This window comes from Paenibacillus sp. FSL W8-0426 (genome assembly GCF_037969725.1).
Taxonomy (GTDB): Bacteria; Bacillota; Bacilli; order Paenibacillales; family Paenibacillaceae; genus Paenibacillus; species Paenibacillus hubeiensis.
The window spans coordinates 157,414-177,971 of record NZ_CP150203.1 but is presented as its reverse complement, the minus strand read 5'-3'; the positions used below and the strand labels follow the sequence as shown (position 1 = coordinate 177,971).

Below are 20,558 nucleotides of genomic sequence, written 5' to 3'. Positions count from 1 at the left end.
CATATTGCCGCCCTACCGTCTAGTTGCACGTACACTACGAACGAAGATGAAGACCTGCCGCACCTACGATACCCGCATCATTGCCCAGCGTAGCTTCCAGAATGCGTACGCCTTCCTGCAGCGGTTCCGGCGTCAATTGGGAAAATACCGAACGCACTTCGTCAAACAGGAAATCCCCAGCTTTGGATACGCCGCCACCGATAATGAACAGTTCCGGGTTGATGACCGCCGCAACGGCTGCCATGGACTTGCCCAGGTAAAATGCCGCACGGTTCACGATGCGCAGAGCAACTTCATCGCCTGCCTTGGCAGCGTCGAACACTTCTTTTGCCGCAATCTTGTCAACCAGTGCCAGCGACGTATGATCGCCGCGCTCCACCGCATCTTTCGCCATGCGAATGATTCCCGTCGCGGAGGAAACGGTTTCCACGCACCCCATCTTGCCGCATCCGCACTGGATCGCTTCCAGATCAGGCACCACGCTGATGTGTCCCAGCTCCCCTGCCATGCCGGAGAAGCCTTGATAGATTTTGCCGTTCAGGATCAAACCACCGCCTACGCCCGTGCCGAGCGTATAGCAGACGCAATTGTCCACGCCTTTACCGGCCCCGGCCCATGCCTCGCCAAGTGCAGCCACGTTTGCATCGTTATCTATTTTGACCGGCTTGCCCAAACGTTCCTCCAAAATGGAACGAATGGCCACATTCCGAAATCCGATGTTAGGGGCCAGAACGATAATGCCCTCGCGTACATTGGTGAAACCGGCCACGCCGGCTCCTACACCCTGAAGCTGATCCCAGCCGTATGGGGACTCGGCAACGATATGACGGACATATTTCTCAATGTTGTCGACAACGCGGTCCACGCCCTGACTCACTTCTGTCGGCCCTTCGTACGTATGCAAAAGCTGACCTTGATCATCGCATATACCGACCTTGATTGCTGTTCCGCCGAGATCGACCCCAACGTAGATTTTCTCAGACATGCTGCAAGCCACCTTTATCTATCTAAAATAGTTTATCCTACCTACCAACTATAATTGAAGGATACCCCGGGGTCAAGACGATAGAAACTGTGATAGAACGCGTTCCGAGCCCTCTTGTGAGCCGCATCACAGCTCTGCCGAAACACCCCTTTTCACCCTCCTTCTTTTATTCAAACGCAAGCTTGCCCTTCCGGCACCATGCTGCCGGCAGCCTCAACTCATGATATTGCCCAATCATTCGTTCCATGCCCAAAACATGACAGTTGTCATCCGAATGTCATGACAACCCTTACTAATGTCACGTCCTCTCATTTCGTATGATGAAATCAGCCATTAGAACTGAACAAAAGGACGTGAATCCATAATGAAACCGGCAGTGATCCAGCTTGATCATGTGAGTAAACGATTTGGAAGCAAACATGCCGTGGGCGATATATCTCTCCACGTGGAACAAGGAACGGTTGTGGCCATCCTGGGCCCCAACGGAGCAGGCAAAACGACGACGATCCGAATGATGCTTGGCCTCTCCACCCCTACCTCGGGCCGCATCACGGTGCTCGGCAAAGCGCCCGAAGACAAGGCCGTCCGCCAAAAAATCGGCGTCATGCTCCAGGACGTCAGCGTTATGGACGGTATTACCGTCCGCGAAATGATCAACCTGGTGCGCGGCTACTATCCCTCCCCGCTCGATGCGGAACAGATCATGCAGCTTACCGGCTTGCAGCCGAAAGACATGAACAAACGCGCAGAGAAGCTGTCCGGCGGCCAAAAGCGCAGCCTGGGTTTTGCTTTGGCGATGGCGGGAGATCCGGAAGTGCTCTTCTTCGACGAACCGACCGTCGGCCTGGATGCGGAAGCCCGCAGACATTTCTGGAACCATGTACGCGAACTGGCGGGAAGGGGAAAGACCGTTATTTTCACCACCCACTATCTTCAGGAGGCGGACGAAGCTGCCGATCGTATTATCTTGTTCCATAATGGCAAGGTTGCAGCGGACGGAACGCCTGACAGCATCAAAGCGGGAATGTCCCGGCGCACGCTGTCTTTCGCCATCTCGGATCCATTAAAGCCCGAAAGCAGCCCGAGCAGCTCACCTGAGCCTTCGCCGAATATGCGCAAACTCGTGGAGGATCTGCCCGGCGTGGACCAAATCGAATACAAGAAAGGTCGCTGCGTTCTGTACGCCGGCGATACCGATGCACTGATTCGCCAAATTGTGGAGCGTCAGCTTCCGGTGCGGGACATCCGCATCGAAGCCGGACAGCTCGATGAAGCTTATGCCCAATTCGTCGAAACCCTGAAGGAGGACGTTTAACATGTCGATGTCGATGCTGATTGCCCAATCCAAAGTCGAAATGCTCCGCATGTCGCGCAACGTTTATTTTGTATTCTGGTCCCTGATGATCCCGGTTGCGTTCTATGTGCTGTACACCCGAATCTTCGCTACGGGCACCAGCGATGCGGAAGCGTGGAACGCGCATTACCTGATGTCCATGACCTGTTTCAGCATCATGGGTTCCTCCATCATGACGCTGGGCATCCGGCTCGTACAGGAACGCGCACACGGCTGGTCAACCTTCCTGCAGGTCACTCCGCTGCCAGGCTCCATCTACTTCGCCGGTAAAATGGTCGGCCAGACCGCCATTCATCTTTGCTCCATCGTCATCATTTTTACCGCCGGCTACCTCATCAACGGCGTAGAACTGACTGCCTCTCAATGGATCGGCTCCGCGCTGTGGATTCTCGCCGGATCGCTGCCGTTTCTGGCGCTTGGCACCTGCATCGGCACATTCCGCCGGGTTGACACGGCGAGCGGCTTGAGCAACATGCTGTACTTGGCGCTTGCCCTGCTCGGAGGCATGTGGATGCCGCTGGACGTTATGCCTGAATGGCTGGCACGCATCGGCAGCTGGCTGCCATCCAACAGCTTTGGCAACGGGGCATGGAATATCGCAGCTGGCCAAGCGCCCGCTTTACGCGATATCCTGATTTTGGCGGCATACTTGGCGGGTTTTATGTTACTATCCACATATATCCGCAGAAAGCAAAAGGAGGCGTAACACACACGCATGCTTCGGCGCTTTGAACTTTTCCCGAACCGGTACGGCTTCTATCCTTATATATGGTTGATTTATCTCGCCATGCCGGTCTACTACTTGTGGAATTCGCGGGGAACCGTGCTCTACGTCGGCTTGACCGCTTTTATCGTGTTTATCGTAACTTACAGGCAGCTGTACATGACGGCTGGAACCGCCAAATTTTCGTACTGGCTTTGCCTGCAAATGTTGACCGTTCTGGTGCTGTCGCTGATCATCGACCCCAATATGTTCTTCCTGGGGTTCTTCTCGGCCAATTTTATCGGATGGTACGCAGACAAACGTTTGTTTCGACTGTTTCTGCTGATCTTTGCCATCGTACAGACGGTTCCCGTCGCGCTGCGCATCACCGAACTGACCGCGGACCAGCTGATGTTCTTTACCCCGTTTTACCTGATCATGCTCGTGTCCCCCTATGGCATACGCACCATGATCGACCGGCAGAACCTGGAGGTACGATTGGATGAGGCGCAGCAGCACATCAAAGAGCTGGTTAAGCGCGAAGAGCGGATGCGCATCGCCAGGGATCTGCACGACACGATGGGACATACGCTATCCCTGATCACGCTCAAGAGCGAACTGGTCGCCAAACTGATCCCCAAAAATCCCGAGCGGGCACTGCAGGAAGCCCGCGAAATCGAACGCACGTCCCGCGCGGCGCTCCGGGAAGTCCGGCAGCTGGTGTCGGACATGAGGGCCATCAGCATTCCCGAGGCTCTCGCCGATGCCAAAGAAATGCTGCGCAGCGCCGAAATCGAGCTTCACATGGCCGGGGAACAGGAATCTTGGAGCGACGTGCCCGAGTTGACGCAAAACATGATCGGTCTATGCTTGCTCGAAGCGGTAACCAACATCGTCAAGCACAGCCAGGCTACACGCAGCATGATCCGCATGGAACGGACCCGTTACGGGATCGGCATCACCGTGAAGGACAACGGCATTGGATTGGAGAACCCGGAGGAAACAGCCGGGAACGGATTAAAAGGCATGGGTGAACGGCTCGGCCTCATTGACGGTTCACTGAGAATCTCCTCCGACCAAACCGGAACGGAGCTTGTCCTTTCCTTTCCGCTGATCGCCAGTAAAATGCAAGGAGGAGTGTCATCATGATTCGAATACTGATCGCCGAAGATCAACGCATGCTGCGGGGAGCGCTCGCTTCCCTGCTTGATCTGGAGGATGATTTGCAGGTGGTCGGCGAGGCCGGCAATGGCGAAGAAGCATTGCAGCTTATTGCTTCCCTCCAACCCGACCTTTGCCTGATGGACATTGAAATGCCCGTCATGACCGGGCTGGACGTGGCTGAACGCATTCAGCAGCAGGGCTTGTCCTGCAAGGTCATCATTCTTACGACCTTTGCCCGGCCCGGCTTCCTGGAACGGGCCATCCAAGCGGGCGTGAAAGGCTACCTGCTCAAGGACGAGCCGAGCGACAGGCTCGCCGAAGCCATCCGCCGCGTCATGAACGGCGGGCGCGAAGTGTCCCCGGAGCTTGTGTTCGGTGCATCTAAGGAAGCCAACCCCTTGACCGAACGCGAGAAAGAGGTGCTGCGGCTGGCCGCTACAGGCTTGAATGCCAACCATATTGCCGCTTCCTTGCACCTCTCGTACGGTACGGTACGAAATTACTTGTCCGAGGCATTCAATAAGCTGGAGGCCAAAAATCGCATGGAGGCCGTCAGCATTGCCGAGAAAAAGGGCTGGCTGTAGCCGGAATGCCACGGAAGCCGATACGATACCATGGATGGGCCATGCCGTCTGCTGCAGGCCGATCCGGCTTTGGTTTCCGGCGCATATGGTCCGCAGGCATGCATGCGAAAAAACGCCTTCCCGACATGGGAGGCGTTTTTCCTTTTTTCCAAATTTCAACCATTGCTGCAATGTCAGCGTACTGAGATCCAAGCTTTATGGCTTCGATTCCACCCGCACCGGTTCGTCCGTTTTCTCCATGCGGTTCACATCCAGAATGTCCAGCAGGAAGACAAAAATCGGAATCCCGATGATCAAGCCCCAGATGCCGAGGAAATGCTGGGACAGGATCAGCACGATAAAGGTGTAGAACATCGGCAATTTTGTTTTGTGCGCCATCAGCTTCGGATTCAGGAAATACGTTTCGAGCGCGTGAATGACGATGATCATGAGAACGACGATAATGACCATTTGCAGTCCGCCGATTTGATATCCGATCAAGCACAATGGCACCAGGGAGATGATCACCCCCGCCACAGGAACCAGACTGAGTGCAAACACCAGAATGGTCAATGCGAACAGGTACGGAAATCCGAGAATCCATAACCCCAGAATAGTCAAAATCGTATTGAATACGGCAATCATCAACTGGGCCTCGATCACTTTGCCAAAGGAAGATACGAATTTATCCCCCAGGTATGCGACCTCTTTATAAAACCAGCCAATTTTGCTCTCTTTGAACTTGGATGTAAATTTGAAGATTTCTTGCTTTTGGAGCAGGAAGAACAAGCTTAGAATGATGACGAGCAGAATGAATTCCAGCCATTTGCTCAGCGCCAGAATGTATTTCAATGCTCCGTTCGTGTAGTTCTTGATATCAAACGATTGCAGGTAACCTGCGATTTTGGACGTAAAATTGTCCCCGTCGGCGCTGTCCAGAAACTTGATGATCTCGTTGGTCAACTGGATGACCTGATCCACGATCCTCGGAGAATACCTCGAAATTCCCAATACAATGGCCGCAATCACGATCAGGTATAACAGAATGACGACCACTTTATAATTTATCGGAAACAATTTGTTCAGCTTTGCGGTAATGAATTGTTGCAGCCGGTTCATGACATACGTCACCAAAAACAGCAGCAAAATCATGTGCAGCATGCTTCCCATGCTAAATAGGATCAAACAGAACAGCAGGAGGATTAGAAACCGTCTCACTGTTGCGTTCTGAAGCCACTCCCTTACCATTTCCCCCAATTTCTTCACCTCACACCTAGTATGCGCCCTATGTATACGATCTCCAGCTTATTTGGTTTCAAAAAAGAGAAGCCTTCCGGCTTCTCTCGTCAATCCATGAGACTTCCCGACGTCTCTTCCCTATAGTTTATGCAAAAAAACACCCTCGCCATGCTTAGAGATCCAACGTCTCGCTCCAGTCGTGAACCATTTCGCCCTCAAGGAACTTTTCGCAATCCATGGCCGCCATGCAGCCTGAGCCCGCAGCCGTAACGGCCTGGCGATATCTCGTGTCCTGCACGTCTCCGCAAGCGAACACGCCTGGAACGTTGGTTTCCGTCGTTCCCGGTTTGACGAGAACATACCCATGGTCATCCAGCGTGATCTGGTTGCCCAGGAAGCCTGTATTCGGCGTATGTCCAATCGCCACAAAGACGCCATCCGCCTCCAAAAACTCTTCCTGCCCGGTCTCGTTGTTCCGTACCTTAAGGCCTTTGACGCCCAGCCCTTCCGCTTGGACCTCAAGCGGTGTACGGTTCAATGCCCACTTCACCTTTTCGTTGCTGCGCGCCCGATCCTGCATGATTTTCGAAGCTCGCAGCTCGTCGCGGCGATGCACCAGCGTCACTTCGGTTGCGAAGCGGGTCAAGAAACTCGCCTCCTCCATGGCGGAATCGCCTCCGCCAACGACAATCAGTTTTTTCCCGCGGAAAAAGAAACCGTCGCACGTCGCGCATGTGCTGACGCCACGCCCAACATTTTCCTGCTCGCCCGGTATGCCGAGATAACGCGCAGAAGCACCGGTCGAGATGATCACGGCATCGGCTTCCAGCTCGCCAACGCCTTCTACTTTGATCTTAAAGGGACGTTGGCTGAAATCGACTTCCTCCACCCATCCGTTTCGGAACTCTGCTCCAAAACGCTCAGCTTGTTTGCGCATGTTATCCATGAGTTCAGGCCCCATGATTCCCTGAGGGAACCCCGGGAAGTTTTCCACTTCGGTTGTCGTCGTCAATTGACCTCCAGGTTGAAGGCCTTCGATCACCAGCGGGTTCAGATTGGCCCGTGCCAGATAGATCGCGGCTGTCAGCCCTGAAGGGCCTGTTCCGATCACGATTGCTCTGTGCTTAGACATATAGAATCAGCCTCCTTGGTAAGGTTGAGAATGGATTGACCCGTGAACTTCAATAATGACCCTGTTAAGCCCATCAGTTAAGTTTACCCGTTTTCCAACCCGTTATATCCTTCCACAACGGATCGAATCTTTCCACAAACCTTCTTTACCCAGGCACTCGATCTTCCGTTGTTCAACCGAGCAAAGCCATTTCGATGTTCTAAACGGTTGGCAGCGTTTCATTGCAGACCTGGCTAATCTGGCGGGCATATTTGCTCACGGTTGCGGCTGAGATGCCATAACGTTCCGCAATGCTCTGATAAGTTACGGAACGATGATACGCTTTGGCGGCAACATATTCCAGGCCGGCTGCCCAGCACTCAATCTGCTTTGCATTCGGCTTCTCGGAAGGCATCCGGGACACAAAGTCGTTCCACACCCGCTCCGCCTCCTGCCGCAGCTCTGCGGCAGATCCGGTCATTTGCACCACGCGTTCCACTACGGCCTGCCATGATGGAGAAGATCCAGCCGGATCCTCCTTCTTTGCGGCAAGCTGTTCCTTTGAAGCCGATTGGCCCCTTACCATGGTGACGAGCACCGGAGAAGACGTTTTCTTCCCCTTGGTCTCTGCCTCGGATTGGCGAAGCTGGTTCAGAACCGAGCTGGCAACGTGAAGCAGTTCACCATCTTCATCGGCAGCTTCATCCACAAATGTCTGAAGTGCCTGCTGCACTTCATAATCGCCGATCATGGCCAGCGCTTGGATAACCTGAAGCTTCGTTGCGCGATCCCCGTGGCGCAGTGCCCAGAAGAATGACGAGCGGATGAGCGGATCGTTTCTCATTTCCTCCGGAATGCCGTCGCCGGCATGCTCCCATTGCCGAAACTGCTCATCAAAAGGCAAATGGTAATGGTAGCTCAGCATTTGGGGCTCCGCCTCTCCTTGCCGCACCTGCTCCAGGCCGGACAGATAGAATCCGGAAACCTCGGAAGTCGGGTCAAGCCTGCCCGCATGCCGCCACAACCGTTCTGCCGCATCATATCGTCCGGTATTGAAAGCCGCAACCGCCGCATAATGCACAAGCGCAGGATCCGCAGCGGTCTCTTCGTTCTTCAGCAAACGTCGGAAATGGCCGTATGCCGGTTCGTGCTGTCCAAGAATACCCATCGTGGTCGCCAGTTTGTATACCTGCTCTTCCTGGAACGGAACCATGACGCGCAGCTTGTGGATGAGCTGCAACACCTGATCCGGACGGTTTTCGTTCTGGTAGAAAATCGCCAGGTTGCACAAGGCGTGCAAATTGCCCGGTTCCTGTTTCAGCACCTCGGCAATCGTTTCCCGCGCTTTATCGAACAGCCCCATATAATAGTAAGATAACGCCAAATTATTGCGGGCAGCCAAATAATCGGGGTAGTCCGGCTGCATGCTCTCCAGCAGCTCGGCAGCCTGGGCAAACTTCCCTTGCTCCAGAAACTCGCGTGCCTGATCGTGCTCAACCACGCCTTTGCGCGATTTGATCTGATTCAGCTTCGCCGGACGATCGAGCTCATAATAGAGCAGCTCCATCATCTCCTCTGCTTCGGCCATGAACTGACCCTGCGGGTCCTCCTCCAGATAGGTTACCAACGCCTGCTCCGCCTCTTCGAAACGGTTCATGTTGGCATAATTGTTCGCCATGTAAAAATAACATTCCGTCATCGACGGATCGACAATGTCAAGTACGTGTGCAAGCACGGCATTGGAGCCCTCGTAATCTCCCTTCTCCGATAAAATGCCTGCCATATTGCAATGATTGACCGGATTGTCCGGCTCGTATTCTACCGCTTTGCGAAAATATTTCAATGCCTTGTCGACATGATTTCGGTCCAGCGAGCGGACCGCTCTTTCGAAAAAGAAAGACGCATCCAAATGAATCGGTATAATATTGGCAAGGTGTCCCTTAGCCCGCAGTAGCTTGCCCTTCATCCACCAAGGCACCTCCTCTTAGCTTTTCATTCATACTCTCCAGTATACCACATCTTGAGGGCCTCATCTCAATATGCAGTTTCATGGGGTTTATGCAAAAATTGCAAAAAAAATGACGGCTCCTTCCTGATTGTTGAAGGGCACGTCATCTTTTGGGTCTGCCTCAGCGCTTTTCGTCTAATATCGTGTTTAGGGTATTTGCCGCCATGGACGGCGATAGCGAAATATGAATGGTTTTGCGAAACGGCGTCATGAAATTGACCAGCACAACCTGGCAGCCGTCCGGCAGCTTGGCTTCACGCACCGTTGCCGCCAGATGGCCCAGCTCGCCACCGGTCAATTCGATCCAGTCCCCGCCGCAGGCATAGCGCAATGTGCCGCCTTCCCAGAAATAAGGGCCGCCTTTCTTCGTTTCCACCAGCCCGTTTGAGGACAGCTCGCCTTCGCTGCCAAACACGAAGGACAGCTGCATCATGATCTCCTGCGGGTTCTCGCCTGCCAGGTCCAGCGTCCAACCGTCTTTCGTTTGCGCCACCTCGGCATGCACGCTAAATGTCTGCTCATGGGTAAGTTCCCTCTCCTGATGGGGAAGCAAGTACCACGGGCTGGTTGGTGTGTTGGCCGACAATGGCAACCGGTTTGTGGGCACGGGGCCATAATATCCTTTTTTCTGTTCGCCGATCAGACTGTAACCGGACTCCGTTTGCCTCATTTGCTGCATGGGTACATAACCGGGGTTAAAGTAGGAGGCCAGCTGCACGGCCAACAAACGGACGGCTCCGTGCCGCAGCGCAAAGAACGAAGGCACCTCCGTCATTACGGTCACGCTCGTTTTTCCATCGCGAATGCGGGCCACCGGCGCGCCAAAGTCCGTATGCATGCGACTGTGGCTGATGCGGCCATGATGGCCTGCTTCATCCATCCGTCCCAAATATTGCTCCCGATCAAAATTTCCGTTCAACATGACCTCATACTGATCGAGCAGATCAAGTCGGCCGCCTTGCGTTTCCTGCAAATCGGGCTCCAGCATCAGCCTGACGAGTGCGTTGACCGAGCAAACGCCCGGATCCGTCAGCGACTCTGCCGCCCATTCGGCCATGCCGGCAAACAGCGGATCGCCGTCCAGTTTGGCCATGATCGCATAGGACAGATAATAAGGCGACAGATCATGAACTTGCCCCAGATCCTGCCGTCCCGAGTAGTCCGTCACAATTTCGCCGGAAGGATGCACAAGATATGCCATCATGCGCAGATTGAGCCTCACCGGTTCAAGCAATTCCGGCCGGGACAGCAATCGCGCGGCATGAATGAGCATAATATCGCTCACTGCGCTGTATATGCCGTTGCTGCGCTCGGTCCACTCCCCGGCAGGCGTAATGTCCATGCCTTCTGCCAGCCATTGCCCGGCGCGCTGCAGCGCCTCTTCCCGCCCGAATATCCGGTACAGAAAACCGAGCGCCGCGCATAGAACCCAGCGATGATTGGGCGTATGGCACCCACCGGTCAACATGACCGGCATGGTTCGTTCCAGAAACAGGCGCATGTTGTGCAGTACCGGCTGCAGCGGCGGCCATGCCTGCTGCTGCAATACCAGATATAACTGGGCATACCCTACAACGACAAACGCCGTATCCGGCGGAGAGTGATAATTCGTCCAGCCCGGGGAGATGGAACCGTCCTCGTGCTGGTGGCGAAGCACAAACTCCGTCGCCAGCAACAACCGTTCCAAAAGCGCCTCGTCCCGGTAATAGGCCGATGCCGGATTCACGAGCGCGGTGCCCCAGTAACACATATCCGTCGGCGTGCCTGTGGTGTGGTTTACCCAGGCCACTCCCGTGTACGGATCGATCGTTCCTCCGTAATAACGGCTGTCCGGATCAAGCACCTGCCGGGATAATCCCTTTTCTACAGCCTTGTCATTGCGCTCCACCAGTTGTTTGTACATGCGTCTTTTCCTCCGTACCCAGGCATTTATCGTTTTACCAAAGCTCTGCATTTACCCTTGGCCCACATGCGCGATGTTTTATGAATACGCCGCTTCCGCCAATTTGGACATTAACAACGCGTGACTTTCATGGATTTCTTCGGGCTTACAGGCGGCTTTCAGCTCGTATACCTTGACCTGCGCTCGCCGGATCATCGGCAAGTATGCGTCGTAAAAGTTCATGTCCTTGCTGTGCACATACGGGCACCAGTGGTCGGAAAGGCCCAGCGTCTCGTGGATGTGGACTCCTACGATATCATCCATCAATCCATCCATCTCCCCTACGCTGTCATACAGGCCGAGGCGATCCATCATGATGGCATGGCCCGAATCATACCAGATGCCGACAGGGGCGCCGCGGAGCGCCTGAATAATCGTTTTCGCTTCTGCAAGAGTGGGGATCTGCTGTGGCCTGGAACGGGTCTCGATGCCGAATCGAACCTTTATGCCCTTGGATATCGCCTTGTTGCAGACCTCATCGAGACTGGCGATAATCTTTTGCACGTAGCCTGCAGCAAGCGCCTCGCGCCGCTCCATCAATTCTTCCCATTTGCTTCGATAGGCCAGGGAATCTTTACCTTCATCGTGGTACAATCGGGACAGTTCTTTGCTGATGTCCGGCTCGAACGGCACTTCCCCCGGGTGTACCACGACGGCTTCCGCACCATAACGATGGGCATATTCGGCCGACCCGACGAGCAGCTCGATCGCCCTTTTCCTTTTTTCCTCATCCTCAAATCCGAGCAGCACGGAATCCGTGCCGTAATCGGGATCCGGTACGTGGGGGAACGTGTTATGCACGCTGGATATGCCGATCTCCCCACGTTCAATCATCGGCTCAATGGTTGCGAGCATATCTTTCGTCACATTATAGTTCAGCTCCACCCGGCGGAATCCCAGATCGGCGATTTCCTGCACCATATCGGCTCCGGACGTATGACGCTTGATATTCCAGCAGGTCGAGAACGAATACTCGCCCTTGTCCGTCCCGTTCATCATCAGCTTGCACTCCTTTCGAATACATGGATATCTCTTCTCGCCAACTTAGCCTTTAACGGCCCCAAGCATCGCACCGCTGACGAAGTACTTTTGCAGCCAAGGATAAACGAGCAGGATGGGCACCGTAGCGAAGATCACCGTAGCCGCCTTGAGGCTCTCCGGCGTCAGCGCCGTGCGGTTGGCCCCTTCCATTTGCGTCAGCTCGCTCACCATGTTGTTTTGCACCATCTGGAACAGCTTCAGTTGAAGCGGGTACAGCTGCGGGTCGTTGATATACATCAAGGAATCCTGGAATCCGTTCCAGCGTCCGACCGCATAGAAGAGAGCAAGGGTCGCCATCACCGGCATCGATAAAGGCAATACAATTTTCAACAACGTATGCAGATGCGAACTGCCGTCGATTTCGGCCGATTCTTCGAGCGACTCCGGAATGCTGTAGAAGAAAGAAATCATAATGATCAAGTTAAACGGGCTGACCAAGCCCGGGAGAATTAGCGACCATGCCGAGTTCAACAGGTGCAGATCGCGAATCAGCAGGTATTCGGGAATGATGCCGCCGCTGAAAAACATCGTGATAATGATGACGTACATGAACAGCTTGCGCCCCTTCAGTTTTTTCTTGGTGAGGGGATACGCAGCAGCAATCGTGAAGACCATGCACAGCACCGTAGTCACGATAGTCAGAATGATCGTGTACCCAAGCGAATAGAGCATCGAATGATCGGAGAACACTTTGACATAGGCATCCCAATTGAACTCTTTAGGGAAAATGGTTACTTCCCCGGACGTAATCGCGCGGTTGGAGCTAAGCGAGATTGCGATCGTGTGCAAGAACGGTGCCAGGCAGAACAGCACAAACAAAGCAACAAATGAGATATTAACGATATCGAAAATCCGGTTTGAGGTGCGTTCACTCATAGGCTCCACAACTCCTTTATACAGTTCTTCCAAACAGACATATGCGATATTGCCCGCCAGGGGCTATAGAATGCCGTCTCCGGTCACTTTTTTCGAAATGTAGTTGGAACCAAGCACGAACACAAGCCCGACCACGGCCTGAAATAAGCCAACGACGGTCGCAATGGTATATTGGCCCGATTCTAGACCAACCCGGTATACGAAGGTACTGAGAACATCCGAGTACTCGCGTACGGCCGTGTTCCCGATGATGTAGGGGCGGTCAAAGCCGATGCTGACCATTTTCCCCAAATTGAGGATGAGCAGCGTGACAATGGTGGTGCGGATTCCCGGCAGCGTAATGTGCCATATTTTTCTCAGACGCGAAGCGCCATCGACTTCGGCTGCCTCGAACAATTCTTTATTCACGCCGGTAAGCGCAGCCAGATAAAGAATCGTGCCCCAACCCGCGCTTTGCCACACGCCAGTGAAGAGATAAGTGACAAGCCATGGATTTTTTTCGGTCAGGAACGGAATGGTGTTCAGTCCCATGCTTTCCAGCACGCCGTTTACCATACCGGACTGATTGCCGAACAATTGGTACACGATCCCCCCGATAATGACCCAGGAGATGAAATGCGGAATATACAGAATCGTTTGCGATACTTTCTTGAACCATTTGAAGCGGATTTCATACAGCATGATGGCCAGAATAATCGGTGCCGGAAACGAGACAACCAGATCCAGAAAATTCAACATAAACGTGTTGCGAAGAGTCGTATAGAAATCCCTCATGGCAAACACTTCGCGGAAGGCATCAAAACCGATCCATTCGCTGCCGTTAATGCCCTGGAACAGGTTGAAATCTTTGAAGGCGATTTGCACGCCGTACATCGGGCCATAACGGAAAATGAGGAAATAGAGCAAGGGCAGCGAAAGCAGTGCATACAATTGCCAATACCGTTTAAAGTATGATGTGGTCAAGTCGTTCTCCTCCTATCTACGGAGAAACTGCGTGCCGCCGGCAGCGGCGGCACACGTCTCTTTTTTTAATAGCCACAGGCAAAGGCAGCCTAAACCGTTCAGCGGTGCATTACACCACGCATTATTTAGCTGCAGTTCCCTGTAATGCCTCCTCAAGCTCCTTCTTCAAATCCGCGCCGCCCAAGGACATGTAATCATTCATTTCCTGCTCGTATACCGCTTCGAATTCAGATGGTTTGGCCATTGCCGTTTTGACGATAATGACGTTGAGCTTATCTTTCAGTGCGGTGCTGTATTTCATCTCGGCCTGAATCGGCTTGTCAAAGATGATCGGACCCACGGTATCGGTATTGGCGATGTCGATGGACTGTCTCAACAATCCCTGATTTCGTTCAGGGAAGCCCATGATCCATGCCTTTTCGTTGGTAGCCTGGTCGCCGATGTTTTTACCGTTCGAGATGATTGCCATGTCTCCCGCGTTGAACAGGCGATCCCTGGCTTCTTGAGAAGCGTCTTCTTTAACGACCGGAATTCCGTCAACCAGCTCATAGTTCTCGCCTTCAACGCCGCTGTAGATGTCTCTCAAGTTATTGTCGGACGCCATCCAATCCAAGTATTTGACGGCCTCTACGGCACGTTTGCTGCTCTTCGGAATCATGATGTACATCCCGTTCGTTCCGTACCGTGATTTGATATGCTTATTGTCCGCATTGGGGTTCGTATATACGTCTACCGGCAGCACTTTGCTATCAGGCACGTTCTTCTTCAAGTTGTCGATGGTACCGTCGGCATAAAACATCGCGTCGACGTCTTCGGACCAGTACCCCGTATTTCCGTTTTGGATATCTTTGGCCAACTGGGCCTTGTCCTCGTCCAAACTGAAATCCTTGCTGATCAGTCCCTCGTTGTACAGCTTGTTCAGGAACTGCATCGCATCCTTGAATCCGTCATGAAGCGGCAGCTCGTAACGCTGTCCGTAAGTCAGGTCTCCGCTCACCGGTTTAATGAAAGAATAGATTAACGTTTCGAATTGAGCCGGTGCCAGCGCCATGCCCATCGGAATGTTTTTGCTTCCGAGCTGTCCCGGATCTTTCTCTTTAAACGCTTTCAACGTGGTATAAAGCTCATCGGTTGTCTTCGGTACAGGCAAGCCCAGTTTATCCAGCCAGTCTTGACGGATGTAGGAACTGTAGCGGCCCGTAATGGCGCGTTTGCCCGGGATCGCGAATTGCTGGCCCTCCACCTGGCCGAACTTCAATGTATCTTCGCCGAGGAATTTTTTAAGATTCGGTCCATACTGGTCCAGCAGCTCGCCGACGTCAGTCAGACCGCCCTGCTGGGCATAACGGTAAAACACGCTGGAGTCATACACAAATACGATATCAGGAACATCGGTGTTGCTGGCCATCAGCACGTTGAGCTTCGTTACTTCTTCGGAACGTTGGATCGGCACGAACTGTACGTCAATGTTATTCGGATCCCCAAAACGTTCCTGCACCAGCTTTTGCAAGTAGTTGCTGGTAATCGTTTGCGGAGCAGGGCTGTTTCCGCGATCAAAAATCTCGACCTTTAATGTTACGCGATCGCCCGACGAGCCGTTATCTGCTGTGCCTTGTTCCGATGAAGACGAACAGCCTGCAAGCAGGGATACGGCCATAACCATCGTAAGCGCCATCCCAACCCATTTCTTTAGACTCCCCTTGGGTGCTCTTCCTGTCATTTGTGTCATCTCCTTTGACTTTGCGTGATTGATTGAAGCCTGCACCGAGTATTTCATATGGCATCGCACTTCAGCAATAAACCAGTTTCGGAAACGCTTACATACGGATTATGGTTTATGCCTGCTGCCTATTTTCGCAGATGTTCCCGTTTCATAACCATGACCGCTCTGACCGCACATACCGCTCTCTGCGTCCTACCGGATGTTATTCCCGTGGTTTGAACGAATAAACCATTTTCATGCACTGCCTATTTTCGTAAAGACACGAGATGAGAGCCATGATAACAAGGTACGCCCTCACACAATAAGCGGACAAAACCATGTGACGCCTTGAAAGAGCGATTACGCCGGTAAACCAAAAAGGCGGTCCGGCAGAACGAATCTCCTGACGGAGAGCGCCTGCACGGATTCCGCCCCTCTGGTTCAATAATCATGATCCGAAATTAGCAGAGTTCCTTCGAGAATATGACGAAACAAAGTACGTCTGATTTCCCCGCAGCTTTTTAGTGATTCGCATCGGCTGCTGCCGGGGGCTCACGCTTTAAACGGCGATAGTCTCCCGGCGTAATGCCGACGATCCGTTTGAACACGCGCCCAAAGGAGATCGCATTGGCATATCCCACTTTCAGGGCGATATCCTGTTGCGACAGATCCGAATTCAGCAGAAGCCGCTCGGCCTCCTTCATGCGGAGCTCGGTGACAAAATCAACGAATTTCATGTTGAACTCGGTCTTGAACAAATAACTCGCATGTTTGCCGGAGATCTGGAAGCGCTCGCTCAAATGCTTCAGCGAAAGGTCCGGATTGGCAAACTGCTCTTCGATGTAATTTTTCATTTCGTTGACCATGGCCCGGTAACTCTTCGTTTCGCTGGCGGAGACATACGTTCGGAATAAGTCGGTCAGATCATCAAGCAGCAGCGCTTTGACCTCTTCGAATGTTTCGGCCTCATCCATTCGTTTCAAACGTTCGCCGATCCGTTCTTCGGACAATTGCTCCTGCAGTTGCTCCGACATGACCGCTACTTCGCGGCTCAACATCTGCAGCATCGCCTGGATCAAGGAACGAATCTGGTCATCCTGCAGCTGGTTCTGCTCGAACGCCTCGAACATTTCCTCCAGTTGATCCCGCCACTGACTGCTCGACATGCGGAACCGTTTCACGAACTCGGAGATCATTTGCAAACAGGAATAGGTCACCAATAAACGCTGGGGCGTCTCGCCGCTTTCGGCGGCCAGCGCTACGTCTCCGTTCATCAGCAATTTGCGGTGCAGGACCGCTTCTGCCGCTGCATAAGAATGACGGATATGTTCCGCCCCTTCCGCAATGGGTCCAATGCCGAAGCTCAGCGGGATGCGCAAATTCTGCTCGACCCAATCCCGACACTCCTCGGCAACCGCTTTAATCTGCTCCGTCGTTTCTGCTTCGTTCCCCGTTGACAAGAACAGAATGGCGGCCCGGTCGGCGCCGATCCACTCTGTCCAGCATTGCAGCCCTTGATCGCGGGACAACTCCTGCAATACGTTCATTAACGCAAATCGAAGCGTGTTCTGCTCGCTTCGCGTGTATTTCTGTTGGAATACTTTTTCAAACCGGTTGATCTCCCCGACAACGACGGCAAACCGCGCCGAATTCGAATCATCGAAGCCCGATAGCGGGGAGAGCTCCTGCAGACGCTCCATAATGCCGTCCAGATTTTCGCCGTGCAGCAGGTCGTTGAAAAGCTTGCTGCGCTGCAGCAGCATATTTTCCCTGCTTTTTTTGTCGTAGTCCATCATGTGGTTAATCAGGTTCTCCAGAACGCCGTCGATCAGCTTCATCTCATCCGTGCGGGAGCCCGATTGTTCCATCGTTCGAATCTGATGGGCCTCGATCCGGTTCATGATGACCTGGATCGGTTTGTAGTTGCGACGCGTGATATAAACGATATAAATGATGGAGCACACGACGGTGACAAAGGCAATGCCCACCCACACATAGGAAATGACGGATACCCATCCAAAAAGATTGCCTGCCTTAATGCCGCTGGTGAATGTCCATCCCAGCCTTTCCAGCGTCAGGGTGTTCAGTTTTCTTCCGTTCGCCACGCCCTCGTGGTCTGAATGCGCGTCGTATACGACCTGACCGTTATGGTCAAGGATCGTCATAAACGATAGTTGTCCGTTCACCATGCTATCAATGCTCTGTTCGATGCTGCTCATCTTTACGTTGATGACAAGCACGCCTTCCGAGCCGAACGGCAGAGGCATCTCCTTGTTGACGGTCAGTACGCGAACCGGCGTCCGCTGGACCAACCCGGCATTGTATTGCCTGACAGGCTGCCAGCCCGGTCCTACAGCCCCTGAGGCGATCTCGTCAATCCAGGCTTTGTCGGAAAAACCCTCAACCTCTTTGGACCCGCTAACTGTTAAAACGCTTTCATTAATCTTGTCATATAAGTAGATGGATTGAATGTTGGAAGACGAATTGGTCAATTCCCGCAAATTCTGCGCAATGGCATACACCGCATCTCGGCTGACCTGGCCTTGGTTGTTGAAATAGAGTTTATATGCAGGGTTAGCTTCCACCGAGTTTAAGACGGATAACTCAATATCCCGAATAATCCGGTCCACGTTGTCCACGAGATAGCTGGACGATATCCGGTCCGCCTTCCGGGTCTCCTCCCTGGAAATGTCGTTTACAAATACAAAGGCAATAAAGATGATGATCGTCACGGTAAGCAGAAAAATGGGAAAATACGAAAACAGTAAGCGATAATACCATGTACGTGACAATGGAACCCACTCCTCATTTCTCGCTGCCACTTCGCCCGGCTGCGGTTCTGCTGTATTCGAAAGATCTGGTGCAACACCACAAAAATGGGTAACCAGCAGGTGATTCCGTACCAATTTTCTGTATTATAACACATCGCATGGAGAGACAAAGCAGAGATTCTGGCGGATGTGATCCGGATACCTTAACCACGCATGACAAAAAACCGTGCAGAGCGGCGACCGCCCCGACACGGAGATTGAAAACAAGGCGCTGCCGCCTTCACTAAATTCCGGAATCCCTGAACAGCGTCGCCATCGAGCCGCCATCGACGATGATGCGTATCGCTCTGGCCAGCATAGGTGCGACCGGTAGTACGGTGACGCAATTCGGATGCGATTCCGGCAGAGCAATCGAGTCCGTAACGACCACTTCGGCGATCGAAGGGTGATCCAGCTTGCTTAATGCGCCGTCGGAAAAAAGACCGTGCGTTGCGCACACGTACACATTTTTCGATCCGCGTTCCTTCAATCCTTCAACCACGTTCAGAATCGTCGTGCCCGTGTCGATCAAATCTTCAATGATGATCGGCGTCCGGCCTTCCACATCCCCGATGACATGCGTAATCACCGATTCGTTATGGCTTGGACGCTTTTTGATCATGATCGCGAACGGGGAATCCAGGCGATTCGCCAGCTTCTCGGCCATGGAGGCCCGGCCGGCATCCGGCGATACGACGACCGGATTCTCGATCCCTTTGCTGAGCAAATAATCGCTGATCAAATCAAGGGAAGTCATGTGATCGACCGGAATGTTAAAGAAGCCTTGAATGGCCGCGGCATGCAGGTCAATGGTAACCACGCGGCTTGCTCCGGCCGTGGTCAGCACATCGGCGACCATCTTGGCGGAGATCGGTTCGCGCGGGGCAGACTTGCGTTCCTGCCGGGCATATCCATAATAAGGAACGATGATGTTGATTGTACGGGCAGAAGCCCGCTTGGCTGCATCGATCATGACGAGCAGCTCCACAAACAGTTCATTGATCGGATGAGACAACGACTGCACAAGAAACACATCGCAATTGCGAATGGTTTCCTCGTAGTGAACGTAGATTTCCCCGCTCTTGAACCGAGACAGCTTGATTTTGCCCAGCTCAACGCCCAGCTTGTCGCATACCTCTTCCGCCAGCTTCGGGTTCGAAGAACCGGAAAAAATACGTAATGATTGTTGCATAATGCCCCTCCCGAGCGTTAACGCCCCTTAATTGTCCTTTGATGCATCAGGACTTTCAAGCTTATTATACTCCAGTGCCCTATACATTTAAAGGAACGAAAGAACGGCGCCGGCCTTCGAACACGGCAACCTCCGTACAACCAAGTTCTGCGAGCAGGGCTTCGGCATGCTCCAGATTCTCGCCAAGCTTCTTCGGATCGTGAGAATCCGATCCAAGCGTCAGCGGAATGCCCAGCCGGAGGGCTTCCTCCAGCATGCGCCGGCTTGGAAACATCTCGGCACAGGGTTTGGTTAAGCCGGATGCGTTCAGCTCCATTGCGCAGCCGCTGCGGGCAATAGCTTGAAGCGCTGCATTTTCCAGCGCAATGCGTTCTCCGGTCTGCTCCTCCGCCGGTACATGTCCGAAACGTTTGATCACGTCCGTATGTCCCATGATGTCATACATGCCGGTAGCTGCGGCTTTGCCGACGGCATCATAATATTGACGGTATACCTCCAGCACGTCGCGTCCTTCCCAGCCATGCGTCTGCCTGAAGTCGGTGATGTCCCATTCGCCGAGAAAATGGACCGAACCGATCACATAATCCCATGGATATCGTTCGATGATGGCGCGGATTTCATTTTCCCAGCCTTCAATGTAGTCGCCTTCAAGCCCGACACGAACTTCGATTTGTCCGCGGTACCGCTCCTTCAAGGAGAAGCATTCCTCCACATAACGCGGGAGTTCGTCCATCGGCATGGCCATCTCCGGATAATACTGAGCCGGGTCGACGTGCAGCAGCGGCATATGATCAGACAACCCGATGTGGGAAAAGCCCATCTCTACCGCACGCTGTACATACTCTTCCAGCTTGCCGACGGCATGACCGCAGCGTTCATGGTGCGTATGATAATCGATCCGCATA

At 53.2% G+C, this 20,558-nt stretch carries 16 protein-coding genes; 4 read left to right on the top strand and 12 right to left on the bottom strand.

Annotated elements, in window-relative coordinates; translation table 11 throughout:
* Positions 1–34 precede the first annotated feature (34 nt).
* Positions 35–985, bottom strand: coding sequence for an ROK family glucokinase (locus MKY59_RS00865; protein ID WP_339275526.1), 951 nt, complete (start codon positions 983–985; stop codon positions 35–37).
* A gap of 364 nt (positions 986–1,349) precedes the next feature.
* Here MKY59_RS00865 and MKY59_RS00860 point away from each other — a divergent pair, with 364 nt between their 5' ends.
* From MKY59_RS00860 to MKY59_RS00845, 4 genes are read left to right on the top strand one after another with little or no spacing between them, the layout of a single operon-like run.
* Positions 1,350–2,300, top strand: a complete 951-nt coding sequence (locus MKY59_RS00860) for an ABC transporter ATP-binding protein (protein WP_339275524.1) — start codon at positions 1,350–1,352, stop codon at positions 2,298–2,300.
* 7 nt (positions 2,301–2,307) lie between these two features.
* Entirely contained in the window at positions 2,308–3,045 is a 738-nt protein-coding gene (locus MKY59_RS00855; protein ID WP_339278297.1) for an ABC transporter permease, read from the top strand.
* Between the two features lie 9 nt (positions 3,046–3,054).
* Positions 3,055–4,191 carry a sensor histidine kinase gene (locus MKY59_RS00850; RefSeq protein WP_236420387.1) on the top strand — a complete coding sequence of 379 codons (1,137 nt, stop codon included), beginning with the start codon at positions 3,055–3,057 and terminating at the stop codon, positions 4,189–4,191.
* A complete protein-coding gene (locus MKY59_RS00845) occupies positions 4,188–4,790 on the top strand; it encodes a response regulator transcription factor (protein ID WP_236420388.1) in 603 nt (200 codons plus the stop codon). Before MKY59_RS00850 ends, MKY59_RS00845 begins: the two co-directional genes overlap by 4 nt.
* A gap of 195 nt (positions 4,791–4,985) precedes the next feature.
* Here the strand turns inward: MKY59_RS00845 and MKY59_RS00840 are convergent, their stop codons facing one another.
* The 11 genes from MKY59_RS00840 to hisJ form a co-directional block, all read right to left on the bottom strand.
* Complete coding sequence (locus MKY59_RS00840) at positions 4,986–6,017, bottom strand: AI-2E family transporter (protein WP_290371491.1); 1,032 nt, start codon at positions 6,015–6,017, stop codon at positions 4,986–4,988.
* Between the two features lie 163 nt (positions 6,018–6,180).
* Complete coding sequence (trxB, locus tag MKY59_RS00835) at positions 6,181–7,140, bottom strand: thioredoxin-disulfide reductase (protein ID WP_236420390.1); 960 nt, start codon at positions 7,138–7,140, stop codon at positions 6,181–6,183.
* A gap of 199 nt (positions 7,141–7,339) precedes the next feature.
* Positions 7,340–9,085 (bottom strand): tetratricopeptide repeat protein, encoded by a 1,746-nt coding sequence (locus MKY59_RS00830; protein WP_339275522.1) that lies wholly within the window; start codon positions 9,083–9,085, stop codon positions 7,340–7,342.
* 163 nt (positions 9,086–9,248) lie between these two features.
* Positions 9,249–11,030, bottom strand: a complete 1,782-nt coding sequence (locus MKY59_RS00825) for a hypothetical protein (protein ID WP_339275521.1) — start codon at positions 11,028–11,030, stop codon at positions 9,249–9,251.
* A gap of 78 nt (positions 11,031–11,108) precedes the next feature.
* Positions 11,109–12,065 (bottom strand): TIM barrel protein, encoded by a 957-nt coding sequence (locus MKY59_RS00820; RefSeq protein WP_339278296.1) that lies wholly within the window; start codon positions 12,063–12,065, stop codon positions 11,109–11,111.
* 48 nt (positions 12,066–12,113) lie between these two features.
* On the bottom strand, positions 12,114–12,986 hold the full coding sequence (locus tag MKY59_RS00815; RefSeq protein ID WP_236420393.1) for a carbohydrate ABC transporter permease: 873 nt from the start codon (positions 12,984–12,986) through the stop codon (positions 12,114–12,116).
* Between the two features lie 63 nt (positions 12,987–13,049).
* A complete protein-coding gene (locus MKY59_RS00810) occupies positions 13,050–13,949 on the bottom strand; it encodes an ABC transporter permease subunit (RefSeq protein ID WP_236420394.1) in 900 nt (299 codons plus the stop codon).
* 121 nt (positions 13,950–14,070) lie between these two features.
* Positions 14,071–15,669, bottom strand: a complete 1,599-nt coding sequence (locus MKY59_RS00805) for an extracellular solute-binding protein (protein WP_236420395.1) — start codon at positions 15,667–15,669, stop codon at positions 14,071–14,073.
* A 503-nt stretch (positions 15,670–16,172) separates the two neighbouring features.
* Positions 16,173–18,443, bottom strand: a complete 2,271-nt coding sequence (locus MKY59_RS00800) for a helix-turn-helix domain-containing protein (RefSeq protein ID WP_339275520.1) — start codon at positions 18,441–18,443, stop codon at positions 16,173–16,175.
* 262 nt (positions 18,444–18,705) lie between these two features.
* Entirely contained in the window at positions 18,706–19,653 is a 948-nt protein-coding gene (locus MKY59_RS00795) for a ribose-phosphate pyrophosphokinase (RefSeq protein ID WP_236420397.1), read from the bottom strand.
* Between the two features lie 79 nt (positions 19,654–19,732).
* A complete protein-coding gene (hisJ, locus tag MKY59_RS00790; RefSeq protein WP_339275519.1) occupies positions 19,733–20,557 on the bottom strand; it encodes a histidinol-phosphatase HisJ in 825 nt (274 codons plus the stop codon).
* Position 20,558 lies beyond the last annotated feature (1 nt).